The following is a 22,987-nucleotide window of genomic DNA, read 5'->3' on the forward strand; positions in this document are numbered from 1 at the left end:
ATTAGTGGTATTTTCCTTCACACTTTTGCTAAGAACTCCGACCACTATGACTCTCGATATCTATACGTTATTCGTTTGTGAGCTCTACGTGCTGGGGTTTTTAAGCATCATTCTGGTGTTTGGCTGGATAGGCGCGCAGTATGACCGCGTGCTGGGCTTTACCACGCTGGCACTGGTCCTGACCCTGAGTTCGGTGTTCCTCAGTAGCCTGCGCAGTGCCGGGCTGCATTTTCTCCCTGTCGCCGCCGGTAATGTTATCGTGCTGCTGGCGTATGGCTGTCTGCTGAATGCGTTTCGCACCTTCTGTAAGCAGCCGCTTGGCCTCAGCTGGAGCGGTGGCGCGCTGCTGTGGGCCATTTTGTGCACCTTCCCGACGTTTTATGACAACCCGCCGAGGCGCGTGCTGGTGATGTGCCTGCTGTGCATTCTGTTTACCGGCGCGCTGATTCGTCTGCTGTGGCGCGCACGTGCCTCGCTCACCGTGACGTTCTGGCCCGCGCAAACGCTGCTGTGGATTCATTTGCTGTTTCACGTCGCGCGTATTTTTCTCGATGATGCCGTTGCCACGCCGGTGCATGGTGCTATCGGCGGTTCTGCTTTTTCGGTCTATGTGATTCTGGAGTCGATTTTGTTTGTGATTGGGCTGACGTTTACCATCCTGGCAATGGTCAATGAGCGCACGCAAATCGCCCATAAACGCGCCTCGCTGCACGATCCGCTCACCAGCGTGTGGAACCGGCGCGCACTGTTTGAACAGGCCGAACGCCTGCTGATCCGGCATGGTCGTTTGCCTCAGCCGTTTATCTATACGGCGGTGCTGTTTGATCTGGACCACTTCAAAAGCATTAACGATCGCTACGGACATCTGCAGGGCGACCGGGTGCTGGTGGATTTTTGCCAGATCGTGCAGACGCTGCTGCCGCATGAAGGGCATTTTGCCCGGCTGGGCGGCGAGGAGTTTGCCGCCCTGCTGCCCGGTGACAGTCAGCGCGCCCGGCAGGTGTGTGAACGTATCCGCCACGCAACACAACTGTCACAGCCGGATGACGTCAGCTACACCGTGAGCATCGGTTTCGCCACTGCCAGCCAGGCGCGACAGGCGTTTCCTGCCCTGCTGGCGCAGGCGGATGAAGCGCTGTATCGTGCAAAAGCCAGCGGGCGCAACCGGGTTGAAGGTGACGACGTGCGGCTGCAGCCGATCAGCGCGGCGGCCTTTTAATGGGATGAGTGATTGCGACGGCAGCGCTTGTCGCCGTAGTGCCGCAGCCAGTAATAGCGATCCTCAACTTTTTCCCTTCCGCTGACGCGAGCGCCGGCCAGCCACAACAGCGCACCGACAAAGATGCCAAACATCGCCCCGTGGGAGAGAGATTGCGGCAGGTTAACCGAAGGCAGCTGATTAATGATCGAATACGCGACGCCGAGCACCATGGTCAGCAAGCCGAGACACATCAGGCCATTCCCTACCGTACGGCAGTGATGACGTTTCATGATTCACCTCCATCCATTTGCGCAACGCAGAAAACAGCACGCAGGGTTAAATTGCCATAAGTTTAAGCAATGGCTGGCCCTGACGTTGCGGACGCGATCACACATCCCTCACAATCTCTGACGAATCTTTACCGGCAGCGCCTTGATTTCGATAGAAAATGATTAATCACGCTGCGGCATCAGCGGCCGGTGACGCCCTTTGTCTTCCCTGCCTGCAGGCAGTAAACTAACGCCCTTTCCGCAGCGAAACAGGATAAACATCGTGAGCAGCATTAAACTGATTGTCGGGCTGGCTAATCCCGGCGCTGAATACGCCGCAACGCGCCACAACGCCGGGGCCTGGTATCTGGATCTGCTTGCCAGCCGCTACAATCAGTCATTAAAAGAAGAGCCGAAATTTTTCGGCTACACCGCACGCCTGTCGCTGGCGGGTGAAGACGTCCGCTTGCTGGTGCCCACCACCTTTATGAATCTGAGCGGCAAAGCGGTGGCGGCAATGGCGACCTTTTATCGCATCACATCGGAAGAGATTCTGGTGGCGCATGATGAAATGGATCTGCCACCGGGCGTCGCGAAGTTTAAACAGGGCGGCGGCCACGGCGGCCATAACGGCCTGAAAGACATCATCAGTAAACTGGGCAACAACAACAATTTTCATCGCCTGCGCGTCGGCATTGGCCATCCGGGCGACCGCAATAAAGTCACCGGCTTTGTGCTGGGCAAACCGCCCGCCAGCGAGCAAAAGCTGATAGACGATGCGGTAGATGAAGCGGTGCGCTGCACCGAGCTGTGGCTGAAAGAGGACAAAATCAAGGCGATGAATCGCCTGCATGCGTTCAGGGCCAGCTAAGCCAATTCCCGCGCCGCGCCGGGGAATTCTGTGTATAATGCGCGAAATTTTTTGAATCAGCCGGTGCTGCCAGCAGCACCGCACACTCAGTGAGAAAGGTAATCAGACCATGGGATTTAAATGCGGTATTGTGGGCCTGCCGAACGTCGGTAAATCCACCCTGTTCAACGCGCTGACCAAAGCGGGTATCGAAGCAGCCAACTTTCCGTTCTGCACCATCGAGCCGAACACCGGCGTGGTGCCAATGCCCGATCTGCGCCTCGATCAGCTGAGCGAGATCGTCAAGCCGCAGCGCGTGGTGCCGACCACCATGGAATTCGTCGATATCGCCGGTCTGGTTAAAGGCGCATCGAAAGGCGAAGGTCTGGGCAACCAGTTCCTGACTAACATCCGTGAAACCGAAGCAATCGGCCACGTGGTACGCTGCTTTGAGAACGACAATATCATTCACGTTTCCGGCAAAGTGAACCCGGCGGAAGATATTGATGTGATTAACACGGAGCTGGCGCTGTCGGATCTCGACACCTGCGAACGTGCTATTCAGCGTTGCCAGAAAAAAGCCAAAGGCGGCGACAAAGATGCCAAAGCGGAGCTGGCGGCGCTGGAGAAGTGCCTGCCGCATCTGGAAAATGCCGGTATGCTGCGTTCCCTGAAGCTGGACGCGGAAGAGAAAGCGGCGATCCGCTATCTGAGCTTCCTGACGCTGAAGCCAACCATGTACATCGCCAACGTGAACGAAGACGGTTTTGAAAATAACCCGTATCTCGATCAGGTGCGCGCCATTGCCGAAGCGGAAGGCTCTGTCGTGGTGCCGGTGTGCGCGGCGGTAGAGTCTGACATCGCCGAGCTGGAAGATGAAGAGCGTGACGAATTCATGGCGGAATTGGGTCTGGAAGAACCGGGCCTGAACCGCGTGATCCGCGCCGGTTATGCCCTGCTCAACCTGCAAACCTATTTTACCGCAGGCGTGAAAGAAGTCCGCGCCTGGACCATCCCGGTGGGTGCCACCGCGCCACAGGCCGCTGGCAAAATCCACACCGATTTTGAAAAAGGCTTTATCCGCGCGCAAACCATCGCCTTTGAAGACTTTGTGGCTTACAAAGGTGAACAGGGCGCCAAAGAAGCCGGTAAGATGCGTTCAGAAGGCAAAGACTACATCGTCAAAGATGGCGATGTAATGAACTTCCTGTTCAACGTCTGAGCCCCTGATCTGCCCGTGAAAATCCACGCCCCGGCGTGGATTTTTTTTTGCCCCTTCCGCTAAGCTGCGGTTTCGCCTGTTCGCCACCCTGCCGTTACGCCCTTCTGTGCTGTCCTTTTGTCCTCAACCCGGACTATTTTGCTTGCCACACCGGCGGCTCCTGTGTATTTATATTCAATTATTTTGCATAACTTATCCCTTTGTTACTTTTTACCAGGAGAAGCACCATGTTAAAACGTTCAGCCCTGCTGGGTCTGCTGCTGGCCCTGTCGGTGACCGCTGCGCAGGCGACAACCTACGTCGTCGGTTCCGGTGGCACCTATCGCCCGTTTGAATTTGAAAACGCGCAAAAGCAGCTGGAAGGGTTTGATATCGATATCATTAAAGCAGTTGCCAAAGCCGAAAACTTCGACATAAAGCTGGTGAATACGCCGTGGGAAGGCATTTTTGCCACGCTGAATTCCGGCGACCGCGACATCATCATTTCGGGCATTACGATCACTGACAAGCGGAAACAGATGGTGGATTTCTCCGCGCCTTATTTCCCTGCCGAACAGGCCATTGTGGTGCCCGCCGCGTCAAACGTGGACTCGCTGAATGCGCTGAAGTCCCTTAACGTCGGCGTCGTGAATTCCAGCACCGGCGACATCGTGGTTTCCGATGTGCTGGGCAAAAACAGCACCGCCATCCGGCGCTTCGACAATACGCCGCTGATGCTGCAGGAGCTGTATGAAGATGGCATCGGCGCGGCGGTGGGTGACGTGGGCGTAGTGAAATACTACATCAAGACCCATCCGGAGAAGCAGTTCCGCCTGGTTTCAGATGCCCGCTTCCAGCGGCAGTATTTTGGGATCGCGGTGGCCAAAGGCAATGATGAACTGCGCGATAAGATCAACGCCGGCCTGAAAAAAATCATTGCGGATGGCACTTACGCCAAAATCTACGCCAGCTGGTTTGATAACAACGTACCGCAACTGCCCACTGAATAATTTTCCGCGGCCACGCCTTTGCGTGGCGCAACAGGACGCTTGTTATGACCGGATTTCGCTGGGAAATTATCCAGGAGTACCTGCCGCTGTTTGTTGACGGCGCAATCATGACCCTTAAATGCACCCTGATCTGTGTCATCACCGGCACATTATGGGGACTGGCGCTGGGCCTCGGGCGGCTGGCATCGGCACCGCATGGCCCGTGGAAATACCTTTTGCACTACGGCATACAGTGGCCGGTGCGCATTTACATCAGCGCCTTCCGGGGTACACCGCTGTTTGTCCAGATCATGGTGGTGCATTTTGCGCTGGTGCCGCTGTTCATCAACCCGCGTGATGGTGTGCTGGTGACGAATGGCCTGATGTCAGCGGACTTTGCCCGCACGCTGCGCGCCGATTACGGTGCGTTTCTCTCCTGCGTGGTGGCAATCACGCTAAATGCCGGGGCCTATGTTTCGGAAATTTTCCGTGCCGGCATTCAGTCTATCGACCGCGGCCAGATGGAGGCGTCACGTTCCCTCGGGATGTCGTACGGGCGCACGCTGCGCCGCGTCATTCTGCCGCAGGCGTTTCGCCGGATGCTGCCGCCGCTGGGCAACAATGCCATTGCTATCGTAAAAGATTCTTCGCTGGCGTCGGCTATCGGACTGGCCGATCTGGCCTATGCGGCCCGGACAGTTTCGGGGGCTTATGCCACCTACTGGGAGCCGTATCTGGTGATTTCGCTGGTGTACTGGGTCTTCACTTTCCTGCTTTCACTGCTGGTTCGTTACATGGAAAAGAGGTTCGGCAAAAGTGATTCACGTTGAAAACCTACAGAAAAATTTCGGTGAGAACGCGGTGCTCAAAGGCATCAGCTGTGACATTGCCGAACAGGAAGTGCTGTGCGTCATCGGCCCTTCCGGCTCCGGAAAAAGCACCTTTCTGCGCTGCCTGAATGGCCTTGAGAGTATTGAAGGCGGCCGGGTGGTGGTGAACGGGTTTGAGGTGCAAAGTACCAAAACCAACCTGAACCGGATGCGTGAACATGTCGGCATGGTGTTTCAGCGTTTTAATCTGTTCCCGCACATGACGGTGCTGGAAAACCTGATCATGGCACCGATGGATGTACGCAAACTGTCGCGAAAGCACGCCACCGAACGGGCCAGAACGCTGCTGGAAAAAGTTGGTCTGACCGACAAAATCGATGCCTACCCCAACAGCCTTTCTGGCGGTCAGCAGCAGCGTGTGGCCATTGCCCGTGCGCTGGCCATGGAGCCCGCAATCATGCTGTTTGATGAGCCCACTTCAGCGCTGGATCCTGAGCTGGTAGGCGAAGTACTCAGCGTGATGAAAATGCTGGCGCAGGAAGGCATGACCATGGTGATCGTGACGCATGAGATGAACTTCGCGCGCGAAGTCGCCGATCGCGTGATGTTTATGGATCAGGGGATCATCCAGGAGCTGGATACGCCTGAGGTGATTTTCAGCCAGCCCGTCAATCCGCGCACCCGCGCTTTCCTCAGTAAGGTCCTGTAGCGGCGGGCCGGCTCGCCGGGCGTGACCTCTCGCCCGGCCGTATCTGCTGGCGCTCAGCAATGTCATTTGCTTGCATCGCCGCAAAAAGAATCTGAAGATAACGGTTTGGCTTCTTTGATGCGGATACTCCCTTTTACGCCATGAAAACCTTTCTGATTATTGTCCCGGATGGCGGCATGCTGTTCGAAGCGGCGGGCATCGCCGATATCCTGATGCAGGCAAATCAGTTTCTGCCGGCAGGGCCCGATCAGCCGCGCTACCGTATCAGCCTCGCCACCACCCAGTCGCACCCGGTGATCCACGGCATGTCGGGTCTGAACCTGCTGGCCGATCTCAAACTCGCAGAGCTGGATCCGCGTGCCGCCTGGGACACCATCATGATCACCGGCCGCGGCACCAACCCGGAAGAAGGCGCCATGGTGGTGGACTTTATCCGGCTGGCCGCACCGCAGGCACGCCGCGTGGTGTCGGTTTGCGGAGCCTCCCTGCTGCTGGCCGAGGCCGGGCTGCTGGACGGACGCCGCGCCACCAGCCACTGGCGGCTGCTGGAAACGCTGCAGACGCGCTATCCGCGCGTGCAGGTAGAAAGCGGTCCGCTCTATATTCAGGATGGCGCAGTCTGGACATCCGGCGGCGTCAGCTCCGGCTTTGACCTGACGCTGGCGCTGGTGGAAGAGGATTTCGGTTTCAGCGTAGCGCGCGATATTGCGCAGGACATGGTGATGTACCTGCGCCGTCCCGGCGGCCAGATGCAGTTCAGCCGTTTTCACCTGCAAACCGCCAGCGACGCGGGCCCCGTCAGTCAGCTGCAGGCCTGGATCGCTGACCATCTGGCGGAAGATCTGTCGGTGGAGAAACTGGCCGATCGGGTAGCGATGAGCCCGCGTAATTTTACCCGCGTGTTTACCCGCGAAACCGGCGTCCCGCCGGCGCGCTACGTCGCAGAGGCGCGTCTGGCCGCTGCACGGCAGCGTCTGGAGCAGAGCAGCGATACGCTGGAGCGTATCGCCGTGGCCACCGGCTTTGGCAGCAGCATCAATCTGCGCCGCAGCTTTGAACGCCAGCTGCAGCTGACGCCGGGTGAATACCGCCAGCGCTTCCACATGCGCAAAATGGCGTAAAGTGATCCTTTTTTGGCGTTTACGCCAGCACGCGCCAGGCCTATTGTGACTGCAGTTACTTCACAAAAGGAGTCAGTCATGATTAAGGCAGGCATTAACGGTTTTGGCCGTATCGGACGTAACGTCTTCCGCGCCGCACTCGGCAGCGACGATATCGAGATCGTCGCCATCAACGACCTGACCGACAGCAGCACGCTGGCGCATTTGCTGAAACACGATTCCCTGCTGGGCCGGCTGCCGGCCGAGGTCTCTGCCGGCGAAGGTGAGCTGCGCATTGACGGCAAAGCCGTGCGCGTCTTCAGTGAACGCGACCCGTCCCGCATTCGCTGGGCCGAGGCCGGGGTCGATATCGTCATTGAGGCCACCGGTTTCTTCACGGAGCGCGATAAAGCGGCAGTGCACATTACGCACGGCGGCGCCAAACGCGTGATTATCTCTGCCCCGGGCAAAAATGACGACCTGACTATTGTCATGGGCGTTAACGACCAGCGCTACGATCCGCAGCAGCACTATGTGGTGAGTAACGGCAGCTGCACCACCAACGGCCTGGCCCCGGCGGCGCAGGTGCTGCATCAGGCATTTGGCATTGAGCACGGCCTGATGAATACCACCCATGCTTATACCAACAGCCAGGCGCTGCACGATCAGCCGGAGAAAGATCTGCGCGGTGCGCGTGCGGCGGCGCTGTCGATTGTGCCTTACTCCAGCGGTGCGGCGAAAGCGCTGGGCCGGGTGATCCCGGAACTGGAAGGACGCCTGACCGGTTATTCGCTGCGCGTGCCGGTGCCGGTGGTATCCATTGTTGACCTTACCGTGACGCTGAAGCGCGATGTGACGGCGGAAGAGGTGAACGCGGCATTTAAAGCGGCCGCCGCTGAGGGCCCGCTGCAGGGCATTCTGGGCTACAGTGACGAACCCCTGGTCTCCAGCGATTATCAGGGCGATGCACGTTCGTCCATCATCGACGGGCTCTCCACCCTGGTGATTGGCGGCAATCTGGTAAAAATCCTCGCCTGGTACGATAACGAGTGGGGCTTCTCAAACCGGCTGCTGGATCTGGCACGGCTGATGGCCCGGCGCGGGCTGTAAGATGCGGCGGCGGCCCGCTGCGGCCGCCGCGCTAAAGCAGGATGCGCAGGTTATGGCGTGTCCCGCGCCAGGTAGAACACCACGTGCATACCCGGCGTCTGCGCGATCTGCAGCAACGTGTAGGTAAAGGCATTTGGCCTGCCCGCAATATCAATGATGGTCTTGTTGCCCGACCCCATTTTGCTGACGTCGTGATAATTCCACAGCGTGCGAAACGCATCGCTGCGCGCCAGCAGATCCGCGATCACGGTTTCAAACGCCTGTGGCTGATTACTGGCAGCGTAGCTGGCGCGAAAAGCAGAGAGCGTCTGGCGTGCCGCCTGTTCCCAGTCATGAATACGCGTGCGGTAGGCGTCGCTGAGGAACATCAGTTTCAGGGTGTTGCGATCCTCACAGGCCAGGGTGGACCAGTCAACGATCAGCGACTGAGCCGCGCGGTTCCAGTAAACGATATCCATATTGGCACGGCGCACAAAAGCCGGATGCGGATCGAGCGCATCCACCATCGCCATCACCTCCGCAGGCAACTCCTGATGAAGCGGCTGCGGGTGCGCATTGCCAAAAATCAGCGTTTCCAGATATTGCTGCGCGGCAGCCGAAAGCTGCAGCACTTTGCCAATGCGCTGCACGGCGGCAAGCGAAATGCTGATATCGCGCCCCTGCTCCAGCCAGGTGTACCAGCTGACGCTGACGGCCGCCAGCTGCGCCACCTCTTCCCGGCGCAGCCCCGGCACGCGGCGGTTAAGCGGGCTGAAGCCGTAAAGCTGCGGATCAACCCGCGCCCGCTGGTTGGTCAGAAAGTGTTTTATATCCTGATTGCGCGCTGCTGAGCGCCGGGTATGACTGTCAGTCATAGGATAAACCGCCCCATTTTTTGCTCACTGATTGCCATTTACTATCGTCGGCAAGATTACGGCATCACACCGGAGTAAAGCAAAAGTATGTCTGCAGAACCCTCTCTCGCTGACCCAACCGTCACCGCGTCCGCGCGCATCCGTCTGGTGACCATGTTCACCGGCATCGTCACGCTGGTGGTGGTGATGGGCATGGGCCGTTTTTCCTTGACACCGCAGATCCCCCTGATGATTGCTGACGGCCATTTGTCGCTCTCCAGCGCGGGCGTATTGGCCGCCATGAACTACATTGGCTATCTGGCCGGTGCCCTGCACGTCTGTCGCCTGCGCCAGCATCATGCGCGCTTTCTGAAAACCGGTTTGCTGCTTACGGCGCTGGTGACCCTGCTGTCGGGCTTCACCAGCGATTTCCTGCTGCAGAGCGTTTATCGCTTTCTCGCGGGCGTTGGCGGTGCCTGGGCGCTGATTCTGGTGACGTCATGGACGCAGCGGGTGCTGGCTCAGCAACAGGCGCCGCGCATGTCGGCCGCCGTGTTTACCGGCCCGGGTGTGGGTATTACGCTGACCGGCATCCTCGCCGGCGCGATGACGCTGTTGCAGGTACAGGATGACACGGCGTGGCGGGTCTATGGCCTGGTGGCGCTGGCCGGCGCGCTTGGTGTATGGCGCGCGCTGCCCGATACGCTGCCCGCCGGTATGCCCTCCTCGTCTGCCACGCTGAGCCCGGCGCTGAAAAAGCTGCTGGTGGCCTATACGCTGGCAGGCTTTGGCTACATTTTGCCGGCGACGTTTCTGTCGCAGATGGCGCACAGCCGGTTTGCAGAGGGCGGCCAGGCGGCGCTGTTCTGGCCGCTGTTTGGCATGGCGGCGATTGCCGGTGTGCTGCTGGTGATCGCTTTCGCCGCGCGGATCAACACCCGACTGACGCTGGCGGCGGTCATGATGGTGCAGGGGGCCGGCGTAGCGACAGTGGTTCTGCTGCCCACCGCCGGCGGGTTACTGCTGGCAACGGTGGTGATCGGCCTGGCGTTTCTGTCGATTATGCAGCTTTCGATGCGGCTGGCGCGGGAATCCGCCGGCGGACACCTTGCCCGTACCGTTGCCGTGCTGACCTGCGGTTACGCCAGCGGACAGCTGGTTGGCCCGCTGGTCTCGTCGGCCAGCGTGCAGTTTTTCGCCTCGCTGCAGCCGGCACTGTGGCTGGCGGCTGCCGGTCTGGTGGCGGGCGGCAGCGTCATCCTGCGTACACGCTTCTGAAGCAGGCCGCGCCTCACCGGCCGCCACAGGGCGGCCGATGCAAAGGCAACCGCGGCGTTACTCTATACCCATCGCATTTTTCAGGGTAAAGAACAGGTCGGTCTGATCGGTCAGGCCGACGACATTTGCCGCATGCGGGCCATAGGCAGCAATGCGCAGCTGCGTGCCGGTATGTTCCTGCGAATCCTCTTCACTGTTGCCGTAGCTGAGCGTCATGACCGCACCGTCTTTGGTGTTCAGTGCCTGTGTCAGTCCCGGCGCTTTGGTGCCGTTTTCGACGATCTGGCTGCTGTGTGCATGATCGGCGGTCACCACCACCAGCGTGTCGCCGTGTTCACGGGCGAACGCCAGCGCCTGCTGTACCGCTTCGTCGAGATCCACGGTTTCGCCAATCTGACCACAGGGGTTGGCGGCGTGATCCTGCTTATCAATCGAGGCGCCTTCCACCTGCAGGAAAAACCCTTTGTCATTTTTACTCAGTAAATCGAGCGCTTTACGCGTCATCTGCGCCAGCGTCGGTACGGAAGCCGCCCGATCTTTATTGACCTCGCAGGTGACCACCGGCTTGTCCAGGTTGCCATGATAGCTGGCTTTGGGGCCGATCCAGCGCACTGGCATATTCCCTTCAGAAAACAGGCCCAGCAGCGGCGTATTCTGGTCGGCCTGCTGCACCGCATTGAGGGACGCGAGGTTATCAACCAGCTGGAAACCGCGTGCCTGCGCCTGTTCCCGCAGGGTTTTACCCTGATAGTCACCGGCTCTGGCAAGCTCATTAAACGTTTTTGCGCCGCCGCCCAGCGTGACATCCGGTCGGGTTTTCAGCATCTGTTCGCTGATGGATCCTTTGCCGCCCTGCTCCAGCGCGTTGGTCGGGCAAAGCTCGCTGGTTTTTTCCGGACCGTAACATTTGCGTGACGTGACGTGCGCCATCAGCGCGGCCGGCGTGGCATCCTGCAGCTCAGCGGTGGAGACGTTACCGGTGGCTTTCCCTGCCGCTTTTGCCAGTTCCAGCAGCGTCACCTGATCCTGCCCCTTCACATCCACGCCAATAGCACCGTTGTAGGATTTTGTGCCGGTGGCCCAGGCCGTGGCGGAAGCCGCGGAATCCGTCACGTAATTCGGTTTATGGGTTTTCTTGTCCAGCGAATAGTGCGTGTACTGTCCGGTGAGCGGCAGCGCATCAATGCCCGGGAAAAAGCCGCCGGCACCCATTGCCAGGTTGCGTGCGGCCGTGATCTCCGAATCGCCCATGCCATCGCCAATCAGCAGAATGACATTCTTCGCGGTGGCGCTGGAGAGTGACGCTTTGAGCATCTCCGTTTGATCGCTGCTCAGCCGGCGCGCCCCGCCGTGCTGCGTGATATCGCCGGTCGCGGCGCGCGAATACGTTGGGGTGTTCTCCGCCACAGCGGAAGTGGCAATCAGCGAAGCCAGCAGAGAGACCGTAAACAGGGGTAAGCGTTTCATTTGAGCGTCCTTATTCGTAAAGTTAACAAATGTTTCTGCGGACAAGTCTGCGACAATGCGGTGACACTTTTGTGTCACTACCGGAATGATTTGATGACAGAACCGCCACTTCGCACAGGGTTGCAGCAATCTGCGCAGAGCTTAAGCGAATAGAAAAAAAGGAGAAAATAGCGCTTGACCCTTTTCGGGTAACTCCCTATAGTAGCGCCCCGTTGACCCAGTGCGGTTAGCGAACAAAATGTGGTGAGGTGTCCGAGTGGCTGAAGGAGCACGCCTGGAAAGTGTGTATACGGCAACGTATCGGGGGTTCGAATCCCCCCCTCACCGCCATCATTTATAGGACGTTGAGCGGACAAACCCGCGTGTAGACTGAATCCAAAGACTACATAAAGACAACGGAACTACAAAAGCAGTACAAAAAAGTGCACGTGAAATGCACGCGCATCTCAGATGCAAAGAAAAAGCCTTTGGTTAACGCCAGAGGCTTTTCTGTTTGTGTCTAATTGCAACGCAATATTTCAAGGTACTGCAATCCAATCGCAACACCCTTTTGCTTTATATGTGCTTTTCCTGTCGCTCAGATCGCCGGCCGGAATTCGTCGTCATCTTCCAAAATCGTCGCGGTGACTTTACCCAGCACGATGATGCCCTCCAGCCCCTCCCCGTCGATCGTCTCGCCATCCTGAGTTATTAGGCCAGAAGCGAACAGTTTTCCCACCATCGGGTAACCGTCGTACTGGAACGCCACATCGTCGCCAGGTTTCATCTTGACGCCGATGTCAACGATGACGAAACCGTCAGGAGTCTCAATGCGGAAAGCGCTCATCTCACATACCCTATGTTGCGCAGGGCCCACGTCTTGTTCTCTCCACCATCCGTGACGAGTTCGAAGAAGAATGTCTGATAGCGCTTAATCCACCAGTTGCACTCCTCCAGAGGCCAGTGATGGTTGTACTTTTCGAGAGCTAGCCGAAAGTCGTTGGTTGTCACTATCCGCCGGCTTTTGGCGTCCAGCTTGATCGCATCTTTGAAAGCTGTGGTGATTTCATAATCTCGTGGCATAAGTGTGCCTTAAGAAAATTACTGTATATAAACGCAGTAATATTGAGGTGTGTTTTTGGCAAGCCGCTGCGGTTCTGATTTTTGTAAAGCCTGTACTGGTGCCGTAGTTAGGTCTGGATAAGCAAAGCGCAGGCGGTTAAGCTTTAGCCACCCCCACCCCGTAGCCTGCTCAGATCGGCGCGGTCTACCTCTGCCCCGTCGCCGGGGCTTTTTTATATCTGATGCATGGGTTTCGGTATGTGGGAAGGGATTGGCGGGAAAGGGAATTTAGGTAGCGTGATAGCTAGAACTCAGACTATTACCTAAGGGCAATGTGGGCTATCATGGCCTGTATGTTCAATTTAAATTCAAATCCTTATGTCAGATAAAGTGGAAATATTCAATGCTTGAAAATGAAAATAAGAACATGGATATCCAGGCATTGAGAGGGATTGCCATTTTAATGGTCATATATGCCCATATTAAAGGTAGATTCCCAATGCCGTCTTTTTATGAGGAGTCATTCAAGTATATCACCGTATGGTCAGGGGTTGATATATTCCTTGCTATATCTGGTTTTTTAATGTGCATGACATTAAATAGAGATATTTCCAAAAGCGGCAAGAATATAAGCACGTACCTCAACTTTTGGATTAGACGAATATTCAGATTGATGCCGGCCTTGATTTTTTGGGTGTTGGTTTATGTTGTTGTCACATCCTATGCTAATGAGCGATGGTTTCCCAATCCCGAAAACCTAACGCCTTTAATAAAGTCAACATTATTAGGATATGCAAACATATACTGGTCGCATGGTGTAGTAAACAGAATTTCGCTTGGGCCGCAGGATATGTCCGACATGTTCGCTGTTACTTGGTCCTTGTCGCTTGAATGGCAACTATATCTTATCATTTCCCTATCAATTTTTACTCTCAGTAAAAACAAATCACAAATTGCTTTTGTTTTCATAGTTCTAGCATCATTGTTGATGCCAACCAATGAAAGGCAAAATACTGAGTATATTTGGTGGTTTAGGCCAGGAGCATTCATGCTGGGGGCTATCACTTACTATCATATAGATAAGATAAAAATAATTAACAACTTAAGATTGCCATGCGTAATCATAAGCTTGTTAATTTTTCTGTTTATCCCTTATCTATTTGAAGATCACTATGTGATACCTGTTATTAGTGCGCTTTCAGCATTAATCCTTATGTCTGCGATAGGAAAACCCATCTTAAGCAATGGGGTTGTAGGTAGGTTGCTTGTGTGGATAGGAGAGAGATCTTATTCAGTATATTTGTGTCATTACGCGATTATACACTTAATATCAAAGTTTATATTTATCAACACATCAGCTGACTTCTACAACTCAACATCAGGAACAATACTTATGTTAACCATGTTCATTGTGTTAACATCCATAGCATCAGATATCTCGTACCGGGTGTTCGAGCGAAAACTAATAAGAATCGTCAAGATTTTAATGCTTAAAAGAAGCGAGACGAACTAGATAGATGCATCTGGAGGTGCGGTAAATTTTCCATATTTTTCATCATATTTAAATTGTGGGCCAACCTGGCTATCATTAGGAAGGCTCACGGCACTGTATTGCGCTGGCAATTCAAGACTATCATCTTCACTAAGCGCAACAGATAGAATTTCGCCTTGAGATATAATTGCGACTCTCATTATGAAAACTACCAAATTATGACAACCCATTTGCACCAGCCTCGCCGGTAAATGAGCCGCCACCATTTATTGAGAATGCCCCCTGCCTTAAATGTGCTTTTCCTGACGCTCAAATCGTCGGACGTACTCGTCGTAATCTTCCACAATTTTCGCGGTGACTTCTGTAAACCTTGCGTTGCTCCATAAAAATCACCCTAAGTCATAAGTTCTTCTTAACGCTTTCATCACGTCATGCATATAATGTCTTAACCATGACACGGTTAGCCGCATTGCACCTGGCGGCTTTTGATAATTGCGAGACAGCAACTGATGCAACTCACTGGTGATGAAAGTAATTCTTTATATATAGTGAAGGCTATTGGAATAATCGCTGTAGTTTTAGGTCACTATGCTGACTTCTTGACGGTTTATAAGCCCTATTACTTTCACATGCCACTATTTTTTTTCATTGGTGGCATTACCCTGCGAGACAAAGCTGATTCCATTTATATTATGAAAGTAATCAAATCCAACGCAATATATCTTGTAACAAGGTACATTATTATAGGTGTAATTACTATTGGATTAATTCACTTGGGACTTAATTCTTTCCCTAACCCCTTCGCACCTGGTTTATTTGGCAACATCAAAGCAGCATATTCACAGAATATGCATAACAATCAACTATTCTTGGTTGCATGGTTCCTTGTTGCTTACACATTGGCAATAGCATTATGCAGTGTAATAGTTTTAATATTGAACAGGTCGCGGATAACAACGAAAACAAAAAAAGTTTCCATATTTTTGATTTCTATATTTTTTGGTTTTATTTCCATATCCGTATTATCGCATGACTACAACGCAACAAAAAATCAAATATATAACATTCTGGCTCAGGTCATGTGCGGATCAATGTACGTGCTATTTGGATACTTATTAAGGAGAGTGATCTTCTCCGTCCGTTCTTTGAGTATTTTACTTTTTATTTCTATACTTTTGCCTGCAATAATCGATATTTTTAAAGCTACGCCAATGATCATGTCATGGAGTAAGTACAATGACGGATTTGTTCTTACAACGATTATCGCTTGCATGATTATATATTCAATATTTATCATAAGCAACGTCTTTTCAAATGCATTGCGAAGAGAGAGTATTATTATAATGATAGGGAAGAACACTCGCCCTATCATGACATGGCACCTAAGCATTTTCATTTTTTTAGATATATTCATATCTTTTACGAAATCACATAGACCATTGAACTCTTACGGGGTGTTTGATCATTTCCATAACGAATATTCAATGTGCGTTTACGTTCTATCGGGGGTGCTGATACCTCTATTTTTCGTGCATTTTAACTTTATCCATATGATAATGACATGGATAAGGGATAAGCAAACAAATGAGGCAAACTAACATGCTTGTAAACTCTGCACACCTCGCAGTTGCGAAGCGATGCGGTAAGGCGATCTTGTATTTATTTATCTTGGCTTTGACGTGTATACTTTGGCAGTTGATCGTGCAAAATTTTGACGAGCAGCGCAAATGGAAGGAGTATTCCCTAGATAATAATTGCTACATTTCCTCCCAGCTTGATGATGGCAATGGAAGCGATGAGCATGGCGGTCGCCTTGCCACCAATCCTTTACCTAAGGAGTGGTCCTGCGACAATGGCTTAAAATTTAAGCGCTACTAATGGAGTTAAGGTGAAAAATCGGATTAAGGCACTTCTTGCCTCTTTGGCCTTTATGGCATCGTTATCAGCGAATGCCCTCGATTACCAAGAAACCATTCTTGGTAAAACGACGACCATAACTGCTTCCAACTATGCAGACTTACCAGAAGCAATCACTGAGGCCAATAAAAGCGGAGGGACTATCATCCTTGCGCCTGACGTTCCGCGCGGTGAAATGCCGGTAAGGCCTAACGATAAGACCCGCATCGTTGACCAGCGCTACAATGGCGGCATTGATATTGTGCGCGGAAATCATCCGCGACTGGAAGGTTTGTGGCCCCAATATAGTAATCTTGGTGTAGGTCTGGGAAAAAATTTCGTCATCAGTGACGTAGTTCCTTACGATGCCAAGGTTGAGTCATGGAAAGGCGAGCCAATGGTCGCTAATGCTGACAACCCTAACCGGCATCAGGATTCTCACGAATACTCCAATTCGCACAACCACTACCAGAACTTCCTCAGTGAAGTGTGGACATTCTCCCCAACAGTAAACGGCGTATCTATCTGGGGCGATAGTGGTGCCTTCTACCCCGGAGCTAAAACGTGGGGCGGATTCCTGTCAGCTCGCTCCTGGCCTGTTCACTGGGATAAATATGTACCAGAAGGAACGCCATCTTTTGAAGATAAAGACTTTGACGCTCAACTGGTCGGCCTTGAAATTGACGTGCTAAATGGCGGCTTGCCGAACGGCCAGATTTCCGAAAAAATCGGTCGACCTCTGTCTAAGTCTGGCATGCAGATTGTTGGCTTCGGCAAAACTAACACCGCAGCTATTGAGCTGCGCTCTGAAGATTCAGATGACATTTCGAAAAAGCCTGGGGAACGCCGCGGGACGTGGCATTACGGGATTATTGCTTATAACTCCCTGAACCCAGACTCCACCCTCATTTACTCAGCTACCCCGGCGGGTAAGACTGGTCTTGACTTCGAGCAGACGCATTATTCAGACAGTGCCATCAAAATAAATTCTGAAGGTCCGAAAACGGGCATCAGCTTTACACATTATGATGGCGGACAGATTTACTCCAAAGGCCGCGAACTATTCATTCAGCCGGGACAGGAAGGACTCACAATTGCTGCGCCTAATGGCGAGCCAGTATGGCGCTTTGGTGTGGGTGGAAGCGTTTGGTTTAAGGGCTTTAACCTTATGAAAGTGGGGATACCAGTGGGTATTGTTTTACTGGTCGTCTTCGTATTTATGTTGCTTCAAATCTTTTCTCTGCGTCGTCAGGTTGCTGAGATCAGGCGTTTAGTTAAGCGATAAAATAAGGGGGCAAAGCCCCCTTTTCACTTATTTCGCCTCAAGGCTTTCAAGTCGATCCGCTATTTGCTGTAGTGATTTGATAATTGGGCTTACAAATTGTTCATAACGTAAGCCTAGAGTTCCATCCTCGCCTTCAACATATCCGCCAAAATCATCTATCCCCATTTATCCATAAGGTCCTTAACTTCCTGTGGTATTGATCGTGGCATTTGCCGGGATGTCCTGCTGCCCCTCCAGCTGGCTGAAGGTGAAGGTGAAGGTGTACCATCGTACCGGATTTGTCACCGCGCCGTCGTTCGTTTCCACGGCTGATACCAGCGACCCTGAAAAGGTTGCGTCAGTTGTCACGCTCCCGGATGCCGTGCTGTACGTTACGTTAATTGTGAAAGTAACCGCGTGTGGCAGGACCAGATTTTTGAAGTAGTCGAACTCGGCCTGCTTTACGATCTTTATCGCCATCTGACCGCCGGAATAACTTCCGCTAACAACTTTATTAGCGGTGGCGGACTGGATCGGAAAGTCGCTGGCTTCGTTCTGCCCCGGCACCTCCTGCCCGTCCACATCATCAAAGCCGTAGCCCTCGACGATCTGAGGAATTACCTCTCCAGGCTGATAAACCTGATATTCGGCACCAGCTAACGACCCGAGGCTGGACTCAGAATAGCGCACTGAATCGAAGTCATAGCTACCGATACCGATGCACATCCACTCCGTAACGTACTTCAGGCCGCCGTCAGTGGCTGTCTGGGATACATACTCGAACACCGACTCCTGAATAAGATCCGGGAATGAGCGTACCTGACCGTAAATGTCCGGCTTGGCTTTATAAACGCGCGCGGTGTTTGTCTGTCCGGTCAGAGAATTGTTCGGCGAGTCGACAGAGTTTCCACCGTTGTTAGCAATGGCGGGCTTGGGCATCAGAAAAGAAAATACCTGCCCAACAACCTTAAATATTGGGCTCAGGATGTCGCCTACTACCCCTTTTGGCTGATCGAATATCTGAATGTGGTCCAGCTCTGACAGCTCGAAATTCAGCTCGTCATCCTCTTCCAGTTTCACGCCATTACGCACAATAAGCACGTCACGGTGCAGCGCGGTGTCATTCTCTGTCAGCCAGGCATAAAAAAAGGTGCCGTTAGGCACCCTGTAACGCTCTTTCGGCGTTCCGGGAAATCGCTGCAGCTCAACCAGCGCCATATCTGAAGTACTCCACTTTAGTGAATGCCCGCTGGATCAGCATTAGTGAATCCTGTCTTACGCTACCGTTTTCGCCTCGCGAGTGTAGCGCCTGACGCTGGAGAATCAGCCCAACATGTGCCGGCTGCGCACCGGTATAGCCAACGAATATCCCGCTCTCTGCAGGATGCGGCACCTGCTGCCAGAAAACCACGTCACCTTGATAGCAGGTGAAGAAGTCAGCGCCGGATTCGTAGTCAGGCGTCTGGTGCAGTTCAATCCCTAGCACCTGCCGGTAGTAGAGAACCACCAGCCCCCAGCAGTCCACGGCATCAGTCGTGCAGGCACGGTTCGCCCATGGCACGCCGATCATGCGCGCAATAAAATCAGAGGTACTGCAGTCCGGTGTATTCTCGCGAGTCATAAAGGCGGCCAACGTTGTTATTGAGTGGGTTGGTAACGGACAGCGTAACGGAGGCGCTTTCCGCATCGATATCCACCGTTTTGACGTACAGTTGCCATGATTTAATCGGTACTGACACGTCGCCACTGTCAAATATCTGCCGAGTGACAGTGATCGCTGTTAAGCGTGATGCACCCTTCCATTGCTTCATTAGAGCTTTGACGTAGGACGATACGCGGCCAAGTTTTACAGTCACATCGATTACTGGTATGCCGCTCTGCTGGCTTTCCTCAACTTCAAACCTTGCAGGCTGGTAAACCACGCCGCCGAGCGTTTTGTTGTAGAACTGCTTATCGACGAGGCGCACATAACCGAATGACGGGTGATAAAAGGTCAACGTGTCATACAAACCGCGCGTCGGCCGCTGTTGCTTATATTCTCTGAATGACGGCATCAGGGCACCCTCGGCAGAGACTCTGGATCACGATTATCTGGATACCCGGTGCGCACTTTCCAGCTGCAGGAGGACGATGTTGCCGTGGGCTATGACCTCTTCCGCCGAGACCTGAATACCTATCACGAATGCATGCTGACCGGTAACTGGGGCGGCATCGAAGAAATCACGCGCCCGGACTGGGCCAAAAGGAAGGATTACGCATGAGCAACGAAATAACGCACGCGCCGGTCAACGAGGCCGACACTAAAGCGGCAATCTTCAGCCCGAGCGGTTTGCAGAAGCTGCAGGCGTTCGCTGAGGTTATGGCGCTGGGAAAAGCCAGCGTCCCGGCCCACCTGGCGGGCAAGCCGGCGGACTGCCTCGCTATCGCGCTGCAGGCTGCGCAGTGGGGAATGAACCCCTACGCGGTAGCGCAGAAAACGCATCTCGTAAACGGCACGCTGGGTTACGAGACACAACTGGTAAACGCCGTCATCACCAGCTCTACGGCCGTACAGGGTCGCTTCAAATATGAGTACGGTGGCGACTGGGAGAAGTTCAAGCCCGGAGCGGCTAACGCGGCGAATGAACGCGGCCTGTTTGTACGGGTCGGTGCCGTGCTGCGCGGCGAGACGGAAATCACCTGGGGCGAGCCGCTGTTTCTGGAGTACGTCACCACGCGTAACTCCCCGCTCTGGAAAACGGCGCCAAAGCAGCAGCTGGCTTATCTGGCCGTCAAATACTGGGCGCGCCTCTACTGCCCTGACGTCATCCTCGGCGTTTACACCCCGGATGAGTTTGAGCCAGCGCAGCGCGCGGAACGCGACGTCACCCCGGCGCGCAGCCGTGCAGATCTGAACAACCTGATCAACAGCAAGCCCGAAGCACAGCAGCCCGAGCGCGAAATTAACCCGGCGACGAACACCAGTGCGCCAGCGCGCACGCCGGATGAACTGCTTGCTGATTTCACCACTGCTGCAGCTGAAGCGGAAAACGTTGCCGGTCTGGACCGCTGCTACAAATACGCGGCACGCATACTGGCGAATGAGGCTGAAACACTCGAAAAAGCCACCGATGTTTACCTGCTGCGCAAAGCGGAGCTGGACGAGGCGGCAGTCTGACTCTGGGAGGAGTATGCAAACATCCGACTATAAGCGCCGTGGTAACCAAATCAGCCTCGGCCGTCGCTGGACAGTAGACGAGTTAGAGCAACTGAAAGAGCTTGCAGCAACCACCCCACCCAAAGTTATAGCCCGGAAGCTTAACCGCTCATACGAATCTGTACGCCAGCGGGCCAGCCGCAGCCGTATACGTTTTCTGGAAGAGCGAAGCAAAGTTATCACCGGCACTAAATCAAATTTATGACACAAAAACACTGTACATATAAACAGTATTTTGCTGTTAATTATCTTTGTTAGAGCGTAATGTGCTTATGTAAGGCAAGCACATAACCTGCTGACGATAAATGGTTTTAATCGCTGTAGGCCAATAAAAACGATTTGGTAATTTCATATATAAGGAATCAAATATGGCTGACACAACTCAATTAGCACAACAGGCTATCGATAGCGTAAACCAGCTGAAGGAAATGGCTGATCAGGCAGTACAAAACCAGGCAGCGTATGAGGAGCTGTATGAAGAAAATACCCGCCTCAATTCAGAGGTAGACTTGCTGAACGAAAACCTCACTAACCTGGATGAAGTTTTCCACCAGAAGGTCATCGAAGAAGACGATTACCTGAGTTATGCAGAGGATATGCTGAAAGATATCAGCAACATGATCGACAAAGGTGAGCTTGATCCTCTTTCGATTGAAAAAGCGGAAACCCTACGCTTAACTCTGCAGGTTGTTGCATCCATCCGAAGCAGCAATCATGAAAACCATCCCCGCCGACCTGGTGATTCGCCTAAGCGGACGCTGCGTCAGGTTGCCGGTTACGATGATTGATCTGATTAAAACTTTTAAGCCGCCTCCGGGCGGTTTTTTGTTGCCTGCGCTCAGCGATGTTTGGCGCATCAGGTCGCTCGGCGGCACAGGAGATGAAGATGAGTGGACATTGCGATAACTGCGGCTCCCGGAAATCTTCCGGCTACAGCACCAACTGTCATGAGGAGGCCTATATCGCTTTCGAGCAAGTGACCTGCCCCCAGGATTAGATACAACCTTCAGTTAGTAATGTCGGTTGGTTTTTCTTCATATTTCCCGTCTCGCCAGCCTGCTGCAAATTCAGCTGGCGTCTGGTAATCCAGAGATGAATGTGGTCGACACTCGTTATAATCCTGCCGCCAGTCATTAATGATTTCCCGGGCATGAAGAATATCGCTGAACCAGTGTTCATTCAGACATTCATCCCGGAAGCGGCCATTGAAGCTCTCAATAAATCCGTTCTGCGTTGGCTTGCCTGGCTGGATTAAGCGCAACTCAACACCATGTTCAAAGGCCCATTGATCCAGCGCACGGCAGGTAAACTCCGGACCCTGATCAGTTCTTATCGTTGCAGGATAGCCACGAAACAGCGCAATGCTGTCCAGAATGCGTGTCACCTGAACGCCTGTAATCCCGAATGCCGTGGTGATCGTCAGACACTCCTTCGTGAAATCATCCACGCAGGTCAGACACTTAACCCGGCGGCCGCTGGCAAGAGCATCCATGACAAAATCCATTGACCATGTCAGGTTCGGCGCATCCGGACGAAGAAGCGGAAGCCGCTCAGTCGCCAGCCCCTTGCGGCGTCGCCTGCGCTTTACACCCAGGCCGTTGAGATGATAGATGCGGTATACCCGCTTGTGGTTGACGTGAAGGCCTTCCCGGCGCAGTAACTGCCAGATGCGCCGGTAGCCAAAGCGGCGGCGTTCAAGTGCCAGCTCTGTAATGCGTAGGGACAGCAACGCGTCAGCAGCCGGACGCTGAGCCGAATAACGGCAGGTCGACAGGGGCAAGCCTGCCAGCCTGCAGGCACGACGTTGCGACAGACCTGCGGCCTCACACATGACTTCCACGGCTTCCCGCTTCTGGTCTGTCGTCAGAACTTTCGGCCCAGAGCCACCTGAAGCGCCTCCTTATCCAGCATGGCTTCAGCGAGCAGCTTCTTGAGGCGGGCATTCTCCTCTTCAAGCGACTTGAGCCGCTTCACTTCGGGGACTTCCATGCCGCCAAACTTCTTGCGCCAGGTGTAGAAGGTGGCGTCTGAAATAGCATGCTTGCGGCAGAGTTCCCGGGCCGAAACCCCGGCTTCTGCCTCGCGGAGAATACTGATGATCTGTTCGTCGGAAAATCGCTTCTTCATGGGGACGTCCTCATGTGACTTATGAAGACATTACTAACATCACGGTGTATTAATCAACGGGGAGCAGGTCACAAGCTCCAGTGATACACTTTAGAAAAGATTTCATGGCTAAAGCGTGGGAGCAAGAGCGTAAA

The 22,987-nt window shown here is 53.8% G+C and carries 27 protein-coding genes, 1 tRNA gene and 1 pseudogene; 19 read left to right on the forward strand and 10 right to left on the reverse strand.

The window, feature by feature from the left end; genetic code table 11:
• Positions 1 to 46 precede the first annotated feature (46 nt).
• Positions 47 to 1,219 carry a GGDEF domain-containing protein gene (locus tag D8B20_RS10055; protein ID WP_145888750.1) on the forward strand — a complete coding sequence of 391 codons (1,173 nt, stop codon included), beginning with the start codon at positions 47 to 49 and terminating at the stop codon, positions 1,217 to 1,219.
• On the opposite strand, the gene ychH is transcribed toward D8B20_RS10055, so the two are convergent.
• The gene (gene ychH / locus D8B20_RS10060) at positions 1,216 to 1,491 is read right to left on the reverse strand and encodes a stress-induced protein YchH (protein ID WP_145888751.1); all 276 of its coding nucleotides are present in this window, start codon (positions 1,489 to 1,491) and stop codon (positions 1,216 to 1,218) included. The two genes, D8B20_RS10055 and ychH, sit on opposite strands and share 4 nt — an antisense overlap.
• A gap of 262 nt (positions 1,492 to 1,753) precedes the next feature.
• Between ychH and pth the strand changes: the two genes are divergently transcribed.
• The 7 genes from pth to gap all read left to right on the forward strand — a co-directional run bounded on the left by pth (position 1,754) and on the right by gap (position 8,259).
• Positions 1,754 to 2,341, forward strand: coding sequence for an aminoacyl-tRNA hydrolase (pth, locus tag D8B20_RS10065; protein WP_145888752.1), 588 nt, complete (start codon positions 1,754 to 1,756; stop codon positions 2,339 to 2,341).
• A 109-nt stretch (positions 2,342 to 2,450) separates the two neighbouring features.
• Positions 2,451 to 3,542, forward strand: coding sequence for a redox-regulated ATPase YchF (gene ychF, locus D8B20_RS10070; RefSeq protein WP_145888753.1), 1,092 nt, complete (start codon positions 2,451 to 2,453; stop codon positions 3,540 to 3,542).
• 227 nt (positions 3,543 to 3,769) lie between these two features.
• Positions 3,770 to 4,531 carry a basic amino acid ABC transporter substrate-binding protein gene (locus D8B20_RS10075; RefSeq protein WP_145888754.1) on the forward strand — a complete coding sequence of 254 codons (762 nt, stop codon included), beginning with the start codon at positions 3,770 to 3,772 and terminating at the stop codon, positions 4,529 to 4,531.
• Between the two features lie 44 nt (positions 4,532 to 4,575).
• Positions 4,576 to 5,340 (forward strand): amino acid ABC transporter permease, encoded by a 765-nt coding sequence (locus D8B20_RS10080; RefSeq protein WP_145888755.1) that lies wholly within the window; start codon positions 4,576 to 4,578, stop codon positions 5,338 to 5,340.
• Positions 5,327 to 6,049 (forward strand): amino acid ABC transporter ATP-binding protein, encoded by a 723-nt coding sequence (locus D8B20_RS10085; protein ID WP_145888756.1) that lies wholly within the window; start codon positions 5,327 to 5,329, stop codon positions 6,047 to 6,049. The genes D8B20_RS10080 and D8B20_RS10085 overlap by 14 nt, the downstream gene beginning before the upstream one ends.
• Before the next feature lie 140 nt (positions 6,050 to 6,189).
• A complete protein-coding gene (locus D8B20_RS10090; protein WP_145888757.1) occupies positions 6,190 to 7,170 on the forward strand; it encodes a GlxA family transcriptional regulator in 981 nt (326 codons plus the stop codon).
• A 78-nt stretch (positions 7,171 to 7,248) separates the two neighbouring features.
• Positions 7,249 to 8,259 (forward strand): type I glyceraldehyde-3-phosphate dehydrogenase, encoded by a 1,011-nt coding sequence (gap, locus tag D8B20_RS10095; RefSeq protein ID WP_145888758.1) that lies wholly within the window; start codon positions 7,249 to 7,251, stop codon positions 8,257 to 8,259.
• Positions 8,260 to 8,309: 50 nt separating this feature from the next.
• Here the strand turns inward: gap and D8B20_RS10100 are convergent, their stop codons facing one another.
• Positions 8,310 to 9,113 (reverse strand): helix-turn-helix transcriptional regulator, encoded by an 804-nt coding sequence (locus D8B20_RS10100; RefSeq protein ID WP_145888759.1) that lies wholly within the window; start codon positions 9,111 to 9,113, stop codon positions 8,310 to 8,312.
• 87 nt (positions 9,114 to 9,200) lie between these two features.
• Here D8B20_RS10100 and D8B20_RS10105 point away from each other — a divergent pair, with 87 nt between their 5' ends.
• On the forward strand, positions 9,201 to 10,370 hold the full coding sequence (locus D8B20_RS10105) for a YbfB/YjiJ family MFS transporter (RefSeq protein ID WP_145888760.1): 1,170 nt from the start codon (positions 9,201 to 9,203) through the stop codon (positions 10,368 to 10,370).
• Positions 10,371 to 10,427: 57 nt separating this feature from the next.
• On the opposite strand, the gene phoA is transcribed toward D8B20_RS10105, so the two are convergent.
• Positions 10,428 to 11,837: an alkaline phosphatase gene (gene phoA / locus D8B20_RS10110; protein WP_145888761.1), complete on the reverse strand. Its 1,410-nt coding sequence runs from the start codon at positions 11,835 to 11,837 to the stop codon at positions 10,428 to 10,430.
• Positions 11,838 to 12,079: 242 nt separating this feature from the next.
• Between phoA and D8B20_RS10115 the strand changes: the two genes are divergently transcribed.
• A tRNA-Ser gene (locus tag D8B20_RS10115) sits at positions 12,080 to 12,167 on the forward strand.
• A 247-nt stretch (positions 12,168 to 12,414) separates the two neighbouring features.
• Here D8B20_RS10115 and D8B20_RS10120 read toward each other — a convergent pair.
• Together D8B20_RS10120 and D8B20_RS10125 are read right to left on the reverse strand one after the other, a co-directional pair.
• Complete coding sequence (locus tag D8B20_RS10120) at positions 12,415 to 12,663, reverse strand: phage repressor protein (RefSeq protein ID WP_145888762.1); 249 nt, start codon at positions 12,661 to 12,663, stop codon at positions 12,415 to 12,417.
• Positions 12,660 to 12,899 carry a hypothetical protein gene (locus tag D8B20_RS10125; RefSeq protein WP_145888763.1) on the reverse strand — a complete coding sequence of 80 codons (240 nt, stop codon included), beginning with the start codon at positions 12,897 to 12,899 and terminating at the stop codon, positions 12,660 to 12,662. Before D8B20_RS10125 ends, D8B20_RS10120 begins: the two co-directional genes overlap by 4 nt.
• A gap of 382 nt (positions 12,900 to 13,281) precedes the next feature.
• On the opposite strand from D8B20_RS10125, the gene D8B20_RS10130 reads away from it, so the two are divergent.
• Complete coding sequence (locus D8B20_RS10130) at positions 13,282 to 14,391, forward strand: acyltransferase family protein (protein WP_145888764.1); 1,110 nt, start codon at positions 13,282 to 13,284, stop codon at positions 14,389 to 14,391.
• On the opposite strand, the gene D8B20_RS10135 is transcribed toward D8B20_RS10130, so the two are convergent.
• Positions 14,388 to 14,636, reverse strand: coding sequence for a hypothetical protein (locus tag D8B20_RS10135; protein ID WP_145888765.1), 249 nt, complete (start codon positions 14,634 to 14,636; stop codon positions 14,388 to 14,390). The genes D8B20_RS10130 and D8B20_RS10135 overlap by 4 nt on opposite strands.
• A gap of 243 nt (positions 14,637 to 14,879) precedes the next feature.
• Here D8B20_RS10135 and D8B20_RS22040 point away from each other — a divergent pair, with 243 nt between their 5' ends.
• The 3 genes from D8B20_RS22040 to D8B20_RS10145 are packed head-to-tail and all read left to right on the forward strand — an operon-like array spanning position 14,880 to position 17,551.
• The gene (locus tag D8B20_RS22040) at positions 14,880 to 15,968 is read left to right on the forward strand and encodes an acyltransferase family protein (RefSeq protein WP_222433862.1); all 1,089 of its coding nucleotides are present in this window, start codon (positions 14,880 to 14,882) and stop codon (positions 15,966 to 15,968) included.
• Position 15,969: 1 nt separating this feature from the next.
• Complete coding sequence (locus tag D8B20_RS10140) at positions 15,970 to 16,248, forward strand: hypothetical protein (RefSeq protein WP_145888766.1); 279 nt, start codon at positions 15,970 to 15,972, stop codon at positions 16,246 to 16,248.
• Between the two features lie 10 nt (positions 16,249 to 16,258).
• Positions 16,259 to 17,551 carry a hypothetical protein gene (locus D8B20_RS10145; protein WP_145888767.1) on the forward strand — a complete coding sequence of 431 codons (1,293 nt, stop codon included), beginning with the start codon at positions 16,259 to 16,261 and terminating at the stop codon, positions 17,549 to 17,551.
• Positions 17,552 to 17,731: 180 nt separating this feature from the next.
• On the opposite strand, the gene D8B20_RS10150 is transcribed toward D8B20_RS10145, so the two are convergent.
• From D8B20_RS10150 to D8B20_RS10160, 3 genes are read right to left on the reverse strand one after another with little or no spacing between them, the layout of a single operon-like run.
• Entirely contained in the window at positions 17,732 to 18,748 is a 1,017-nt protein-coding gene (locus tag D8B20_RS10150; RefSeq protein WP_261388019.1) for a hypothetical protein, read from the reverse strand.
• Positions 18,735 to 19,100 carry an NlpC/P60 family protein gene (locus D8B20_RS10155; RefSeq protein ID WP_145890519.1) on the reverse strand — a complete coding sequence of 122 codons (366 nt, stop codon included), beginning with the start codon at positions 19,098 to 19,100 and terminating at the stop codon, positions 18,735 to 18,737. The genes D8B20_RS10150 and D8B20_RS10155 overlap by 14 nt, the downstream gene beginning before the upstream one ends.
• Positions 19,101 to 19,113: 13 nt before the next feature.
• On the reverse strand, positions 19,114 to 19,584 hold the full coding sequence (locus tag D8B20_RS10160) for a hypothetical protein (protein ID WP_145888768.1): 471 nt from the start codon (positions 19,582 to 19,584) through the stop codon (positions 19,114 to 19,116).
• Positions 19,585 to 19,626: 42 nt separating this feature from the next.
• On the opposite strand from D8B20_RS10160, the pseudogene D8B20_RS10165 reads away from it, so the two are divergent.
• From D8B20_RS10165 to D8B20_RS21800, 5 genes and pseudogenes are all read left to right on the forward strand, one after another.
• A pseudogene (locus D8B20_RS10165) lies at positions 19,627 to 19,791 on the forward strand (PD-(D/E)XK nuclease-like domain-containing protein); the annotation flags it as partial.
• Complete coding sequence (locus D8B20_RS10170) at positions 19,788 to 20,687, forward strand: RecT family recombinase (protein ID WP_145888769.1); 900 nt, start codon at positions 19,788 to 19,790, stop codon at positions 20,685 to 20,687. The pseudogene D8B20_RS10165 and the gene D8B20_RS10170, both read left to right, overlap by 4 nt.
• Before the next feature lie 13 nt (positions 20,688 to 20,700).
• Positions 20,701 to 20,931, forward strand: a complete 231-nt coding sequence (locus tag D8B20_RS10175) for a hypothetical protein (protein ID WP_145888770.1) — start codon at positions 20,701 to 20,703, stop codon at positions 20,929 to 20,931.
• A gap of 163 nt (positions 20,932 to 21,094) precedes the next feature.
• Positions 21,095 to 21,514 (forward strand): hypothetical protein, encoded by a 420-nt coding sequence (locus tag D8B20_RS10180; protein ID WP_145888771.1) that lies wholly within the window; start codon positions 21,095 to 21,097, stop codon positions 21,512 to 21,514.
• The gene (locus D8B20_RS21800) at positions 21,507 to 21,632 is read left to right on the forward strand and encodes a hypothetical protein (protein WP_261388020.1); all 126 of its coding nucleotides are present in this window, start codon (positions 21,507 to 21,509) and stop codon (positions 21,630 to 21,632) included. The genes D8B20_RS10180 and D8B20_RS21800 overlap by 8 nt, the downstream gene beginning before the upstream one ends.
• Before the next feature lie 100 nt (positions 21,633 to 21,732).
• Here D8B20_RS21800 and D8B20_RS10185 read toward each other — a convergent pair.
• Positions 21,733 to 22,853, reverse strand: a protein-coding gene (locus D8B20_RS10185; protein WP_145886803.1) for an IS3 family transposase whose coding sequence is annotated in 2 segments (ribosomal slippage) — positions 21,733 to 22,595 and positions 22,595 to 22,853 — 1,122 coding nt in all. Because the reading frame shifts where the segments join, the coding sequence is not laid out codon by codon here.
• Between the last annotated feature and the right edge of the window lie 134 nt (positions 22,854 to 22,987).

Source organism: Candidatus Pantoea soli (assembly GCF_007833795.1).
Classification (GTDB): domain Bacteria; phylum Pseudomonadota; class Gammaproteobacteria; order Enterobacterales; family Enterobacteriaceae; genus Pantoea; species Pantoea soli.

Bases quoted from the DNA above. Each gene is read 5' to 3' on its own strand.
- D8B20_RS10140 (WP_145888766.1), top strand. From the start codon at position 15,970: ATGCTTGTAAACTCTGCACACCTCGCAGTTGCGAAGCGATGCGGTAAG.
- D8B20_RS10135 (WP_145888765.1), bottom strand. From the start codon at position 14,636: ATGGTGGCGGCTCATTTACCGGCGAGGCTGGTGCAAATGGGTTGTCAT.
- D8B20_RS10170 (WP_145888769.1), top strand. From the start codon at position 19,788: ATGAGCAACGAAATAACGCACGCGCCGGTCAACGAGGCCGACACTAAA.
- D8B20_RS10055 (WP_145888750.1), top strand. From the start codon at position 47: ATGACTCTCGATATCTATACGTTATTCGTTTGTGAGCTCTACGTGCTG.
- D8B20_RS10130 (WP_145888764.1), top strand. From the start codon at position 13,282: ATGCTTGAAAATGAAAATAAGAACATGGATATCCAGGCATTGAGAGGG.
- D8B20_RS10080 (WP_145888755.1), top strand. From the start codon at position 4,576: ATGACCGGATTTCGCTGGGAAATTATCCAGGAGTACCTGCCGCTGTTT.
- D8B20_RS10105 (WP_145888760.1), top strand. From the start codon at position 9,201: ATGTCTGCAGAACCCTCTCTCGCTGACCCAACCGTCACCGCGTCCGCG.
- ychH (WP_145888751.1), bottom strand. From the start codon at position 1,491: ATGAAACGTCATCACTGCCGTACGGTAGGGAATGGCCTGATGTGTCTC.
- D8B20_RS22040 (WP_222433862.1), top strand. From the start codon at position 14,880: ATGCAACTCACTGGTGATGAAAGTAATTCTTTATATATAGTGAAGGCT.
- D8B20_RS10180 (WP_145888771.1), top strand. From the start codon at position 21,095: ATGGCTGACACAACTCAATTAGCACAACAGGCTATCGATAGCGTAAAC.
- D8B20_RS10075 (WP_145888754.1), top strand. From the start codon at position 3,770: ATGTTAAAACGTTCAGCCCTGCTGGGTCTGCTGCTGGCCCTGTCGGTG.
- D8B20_RS10150 (WP_261388019.1), bottom strand. From the start codon at position 18,748: ATGGCGCTGGTTGAGCTGCAGCGATTTCCCGGAACGCCGAAAGAGCGT.
- ychF (WP_145888753.1), top strand. From the start codon at position 2,451: ATGGGATTTAAATGCGGTATTGTGGGCCTGCCGAACGTCGGTAAATCC.
- D8B20_RS10120 (WP_145888762.1), bottom strand. From the start codon at position 12,663: ATGAGCGCTTTCCGCATTGAGACTCCTGACGGTTTCGTCATCGTTGAC.
- phoA (WP_145888761.1), bottom strand. From the start codon at position 11,837: ATGAAACGCTTACCCCTGTTTACGGTCTCTCTGCTGGCTTCGCTGATT.
- gap (WP_145888758.1), top strand. From the start codon at position 7,249: ATGATTAAGGCAGGCATTAACGGTTTTGGCCGTATCGGACGTAACGTC.
- D8B20_RS21800 (WP_261388020.1), top strand. From the start codon at position 21,507: ATGATTGATCTGATTAAAACTTTTAAGCCGCCTCCGGGCGGTTTTTTG.
- D8B20_RS10160 (WP_145888768.1), bottom strand. From the start codon at position 19,584: ATGCCGTCATTCAGAGAATATAAGCAACAGCGGCCGACGCGCGGTTTG.
- D8B20_RS10090 (WP_145888757.1), top strand. From the start codon at position 6,190: ATGAAAACCTTTCTGATTATTGTCCCGGATGGCGGCATGCTGTTCGAA.
- D8B20_RS10100 (WP_145888759.1), bottom strand. From the start codon at position 9,113: ATGACTGACAGTCATACCCGGCGCTCAGCAGCGCGCAATCAGGATATA.
- D8B20_RS10155 (WP_145890519.1), bottom strand. From the start codon at position 19,100: ATGATCGGCGTGCCATGGGCGAACCGTGCCTGCACGACTGATGCCGTG.
- D8B20_RS10125 (WP_145888763.1), bottom strand. From the start codon at position 12,899: ATGCCACGAGATTATGAAATCACCACAGCTTTCAAAGATGCGATCAAG.
- D8B20_RS10175 (WP_145888770.1), top strand. From the start codon at position 20,701: ATGCAAACATCCGACTATAAGCGCCGTGGTAACCAAATCAGCCTCGGC.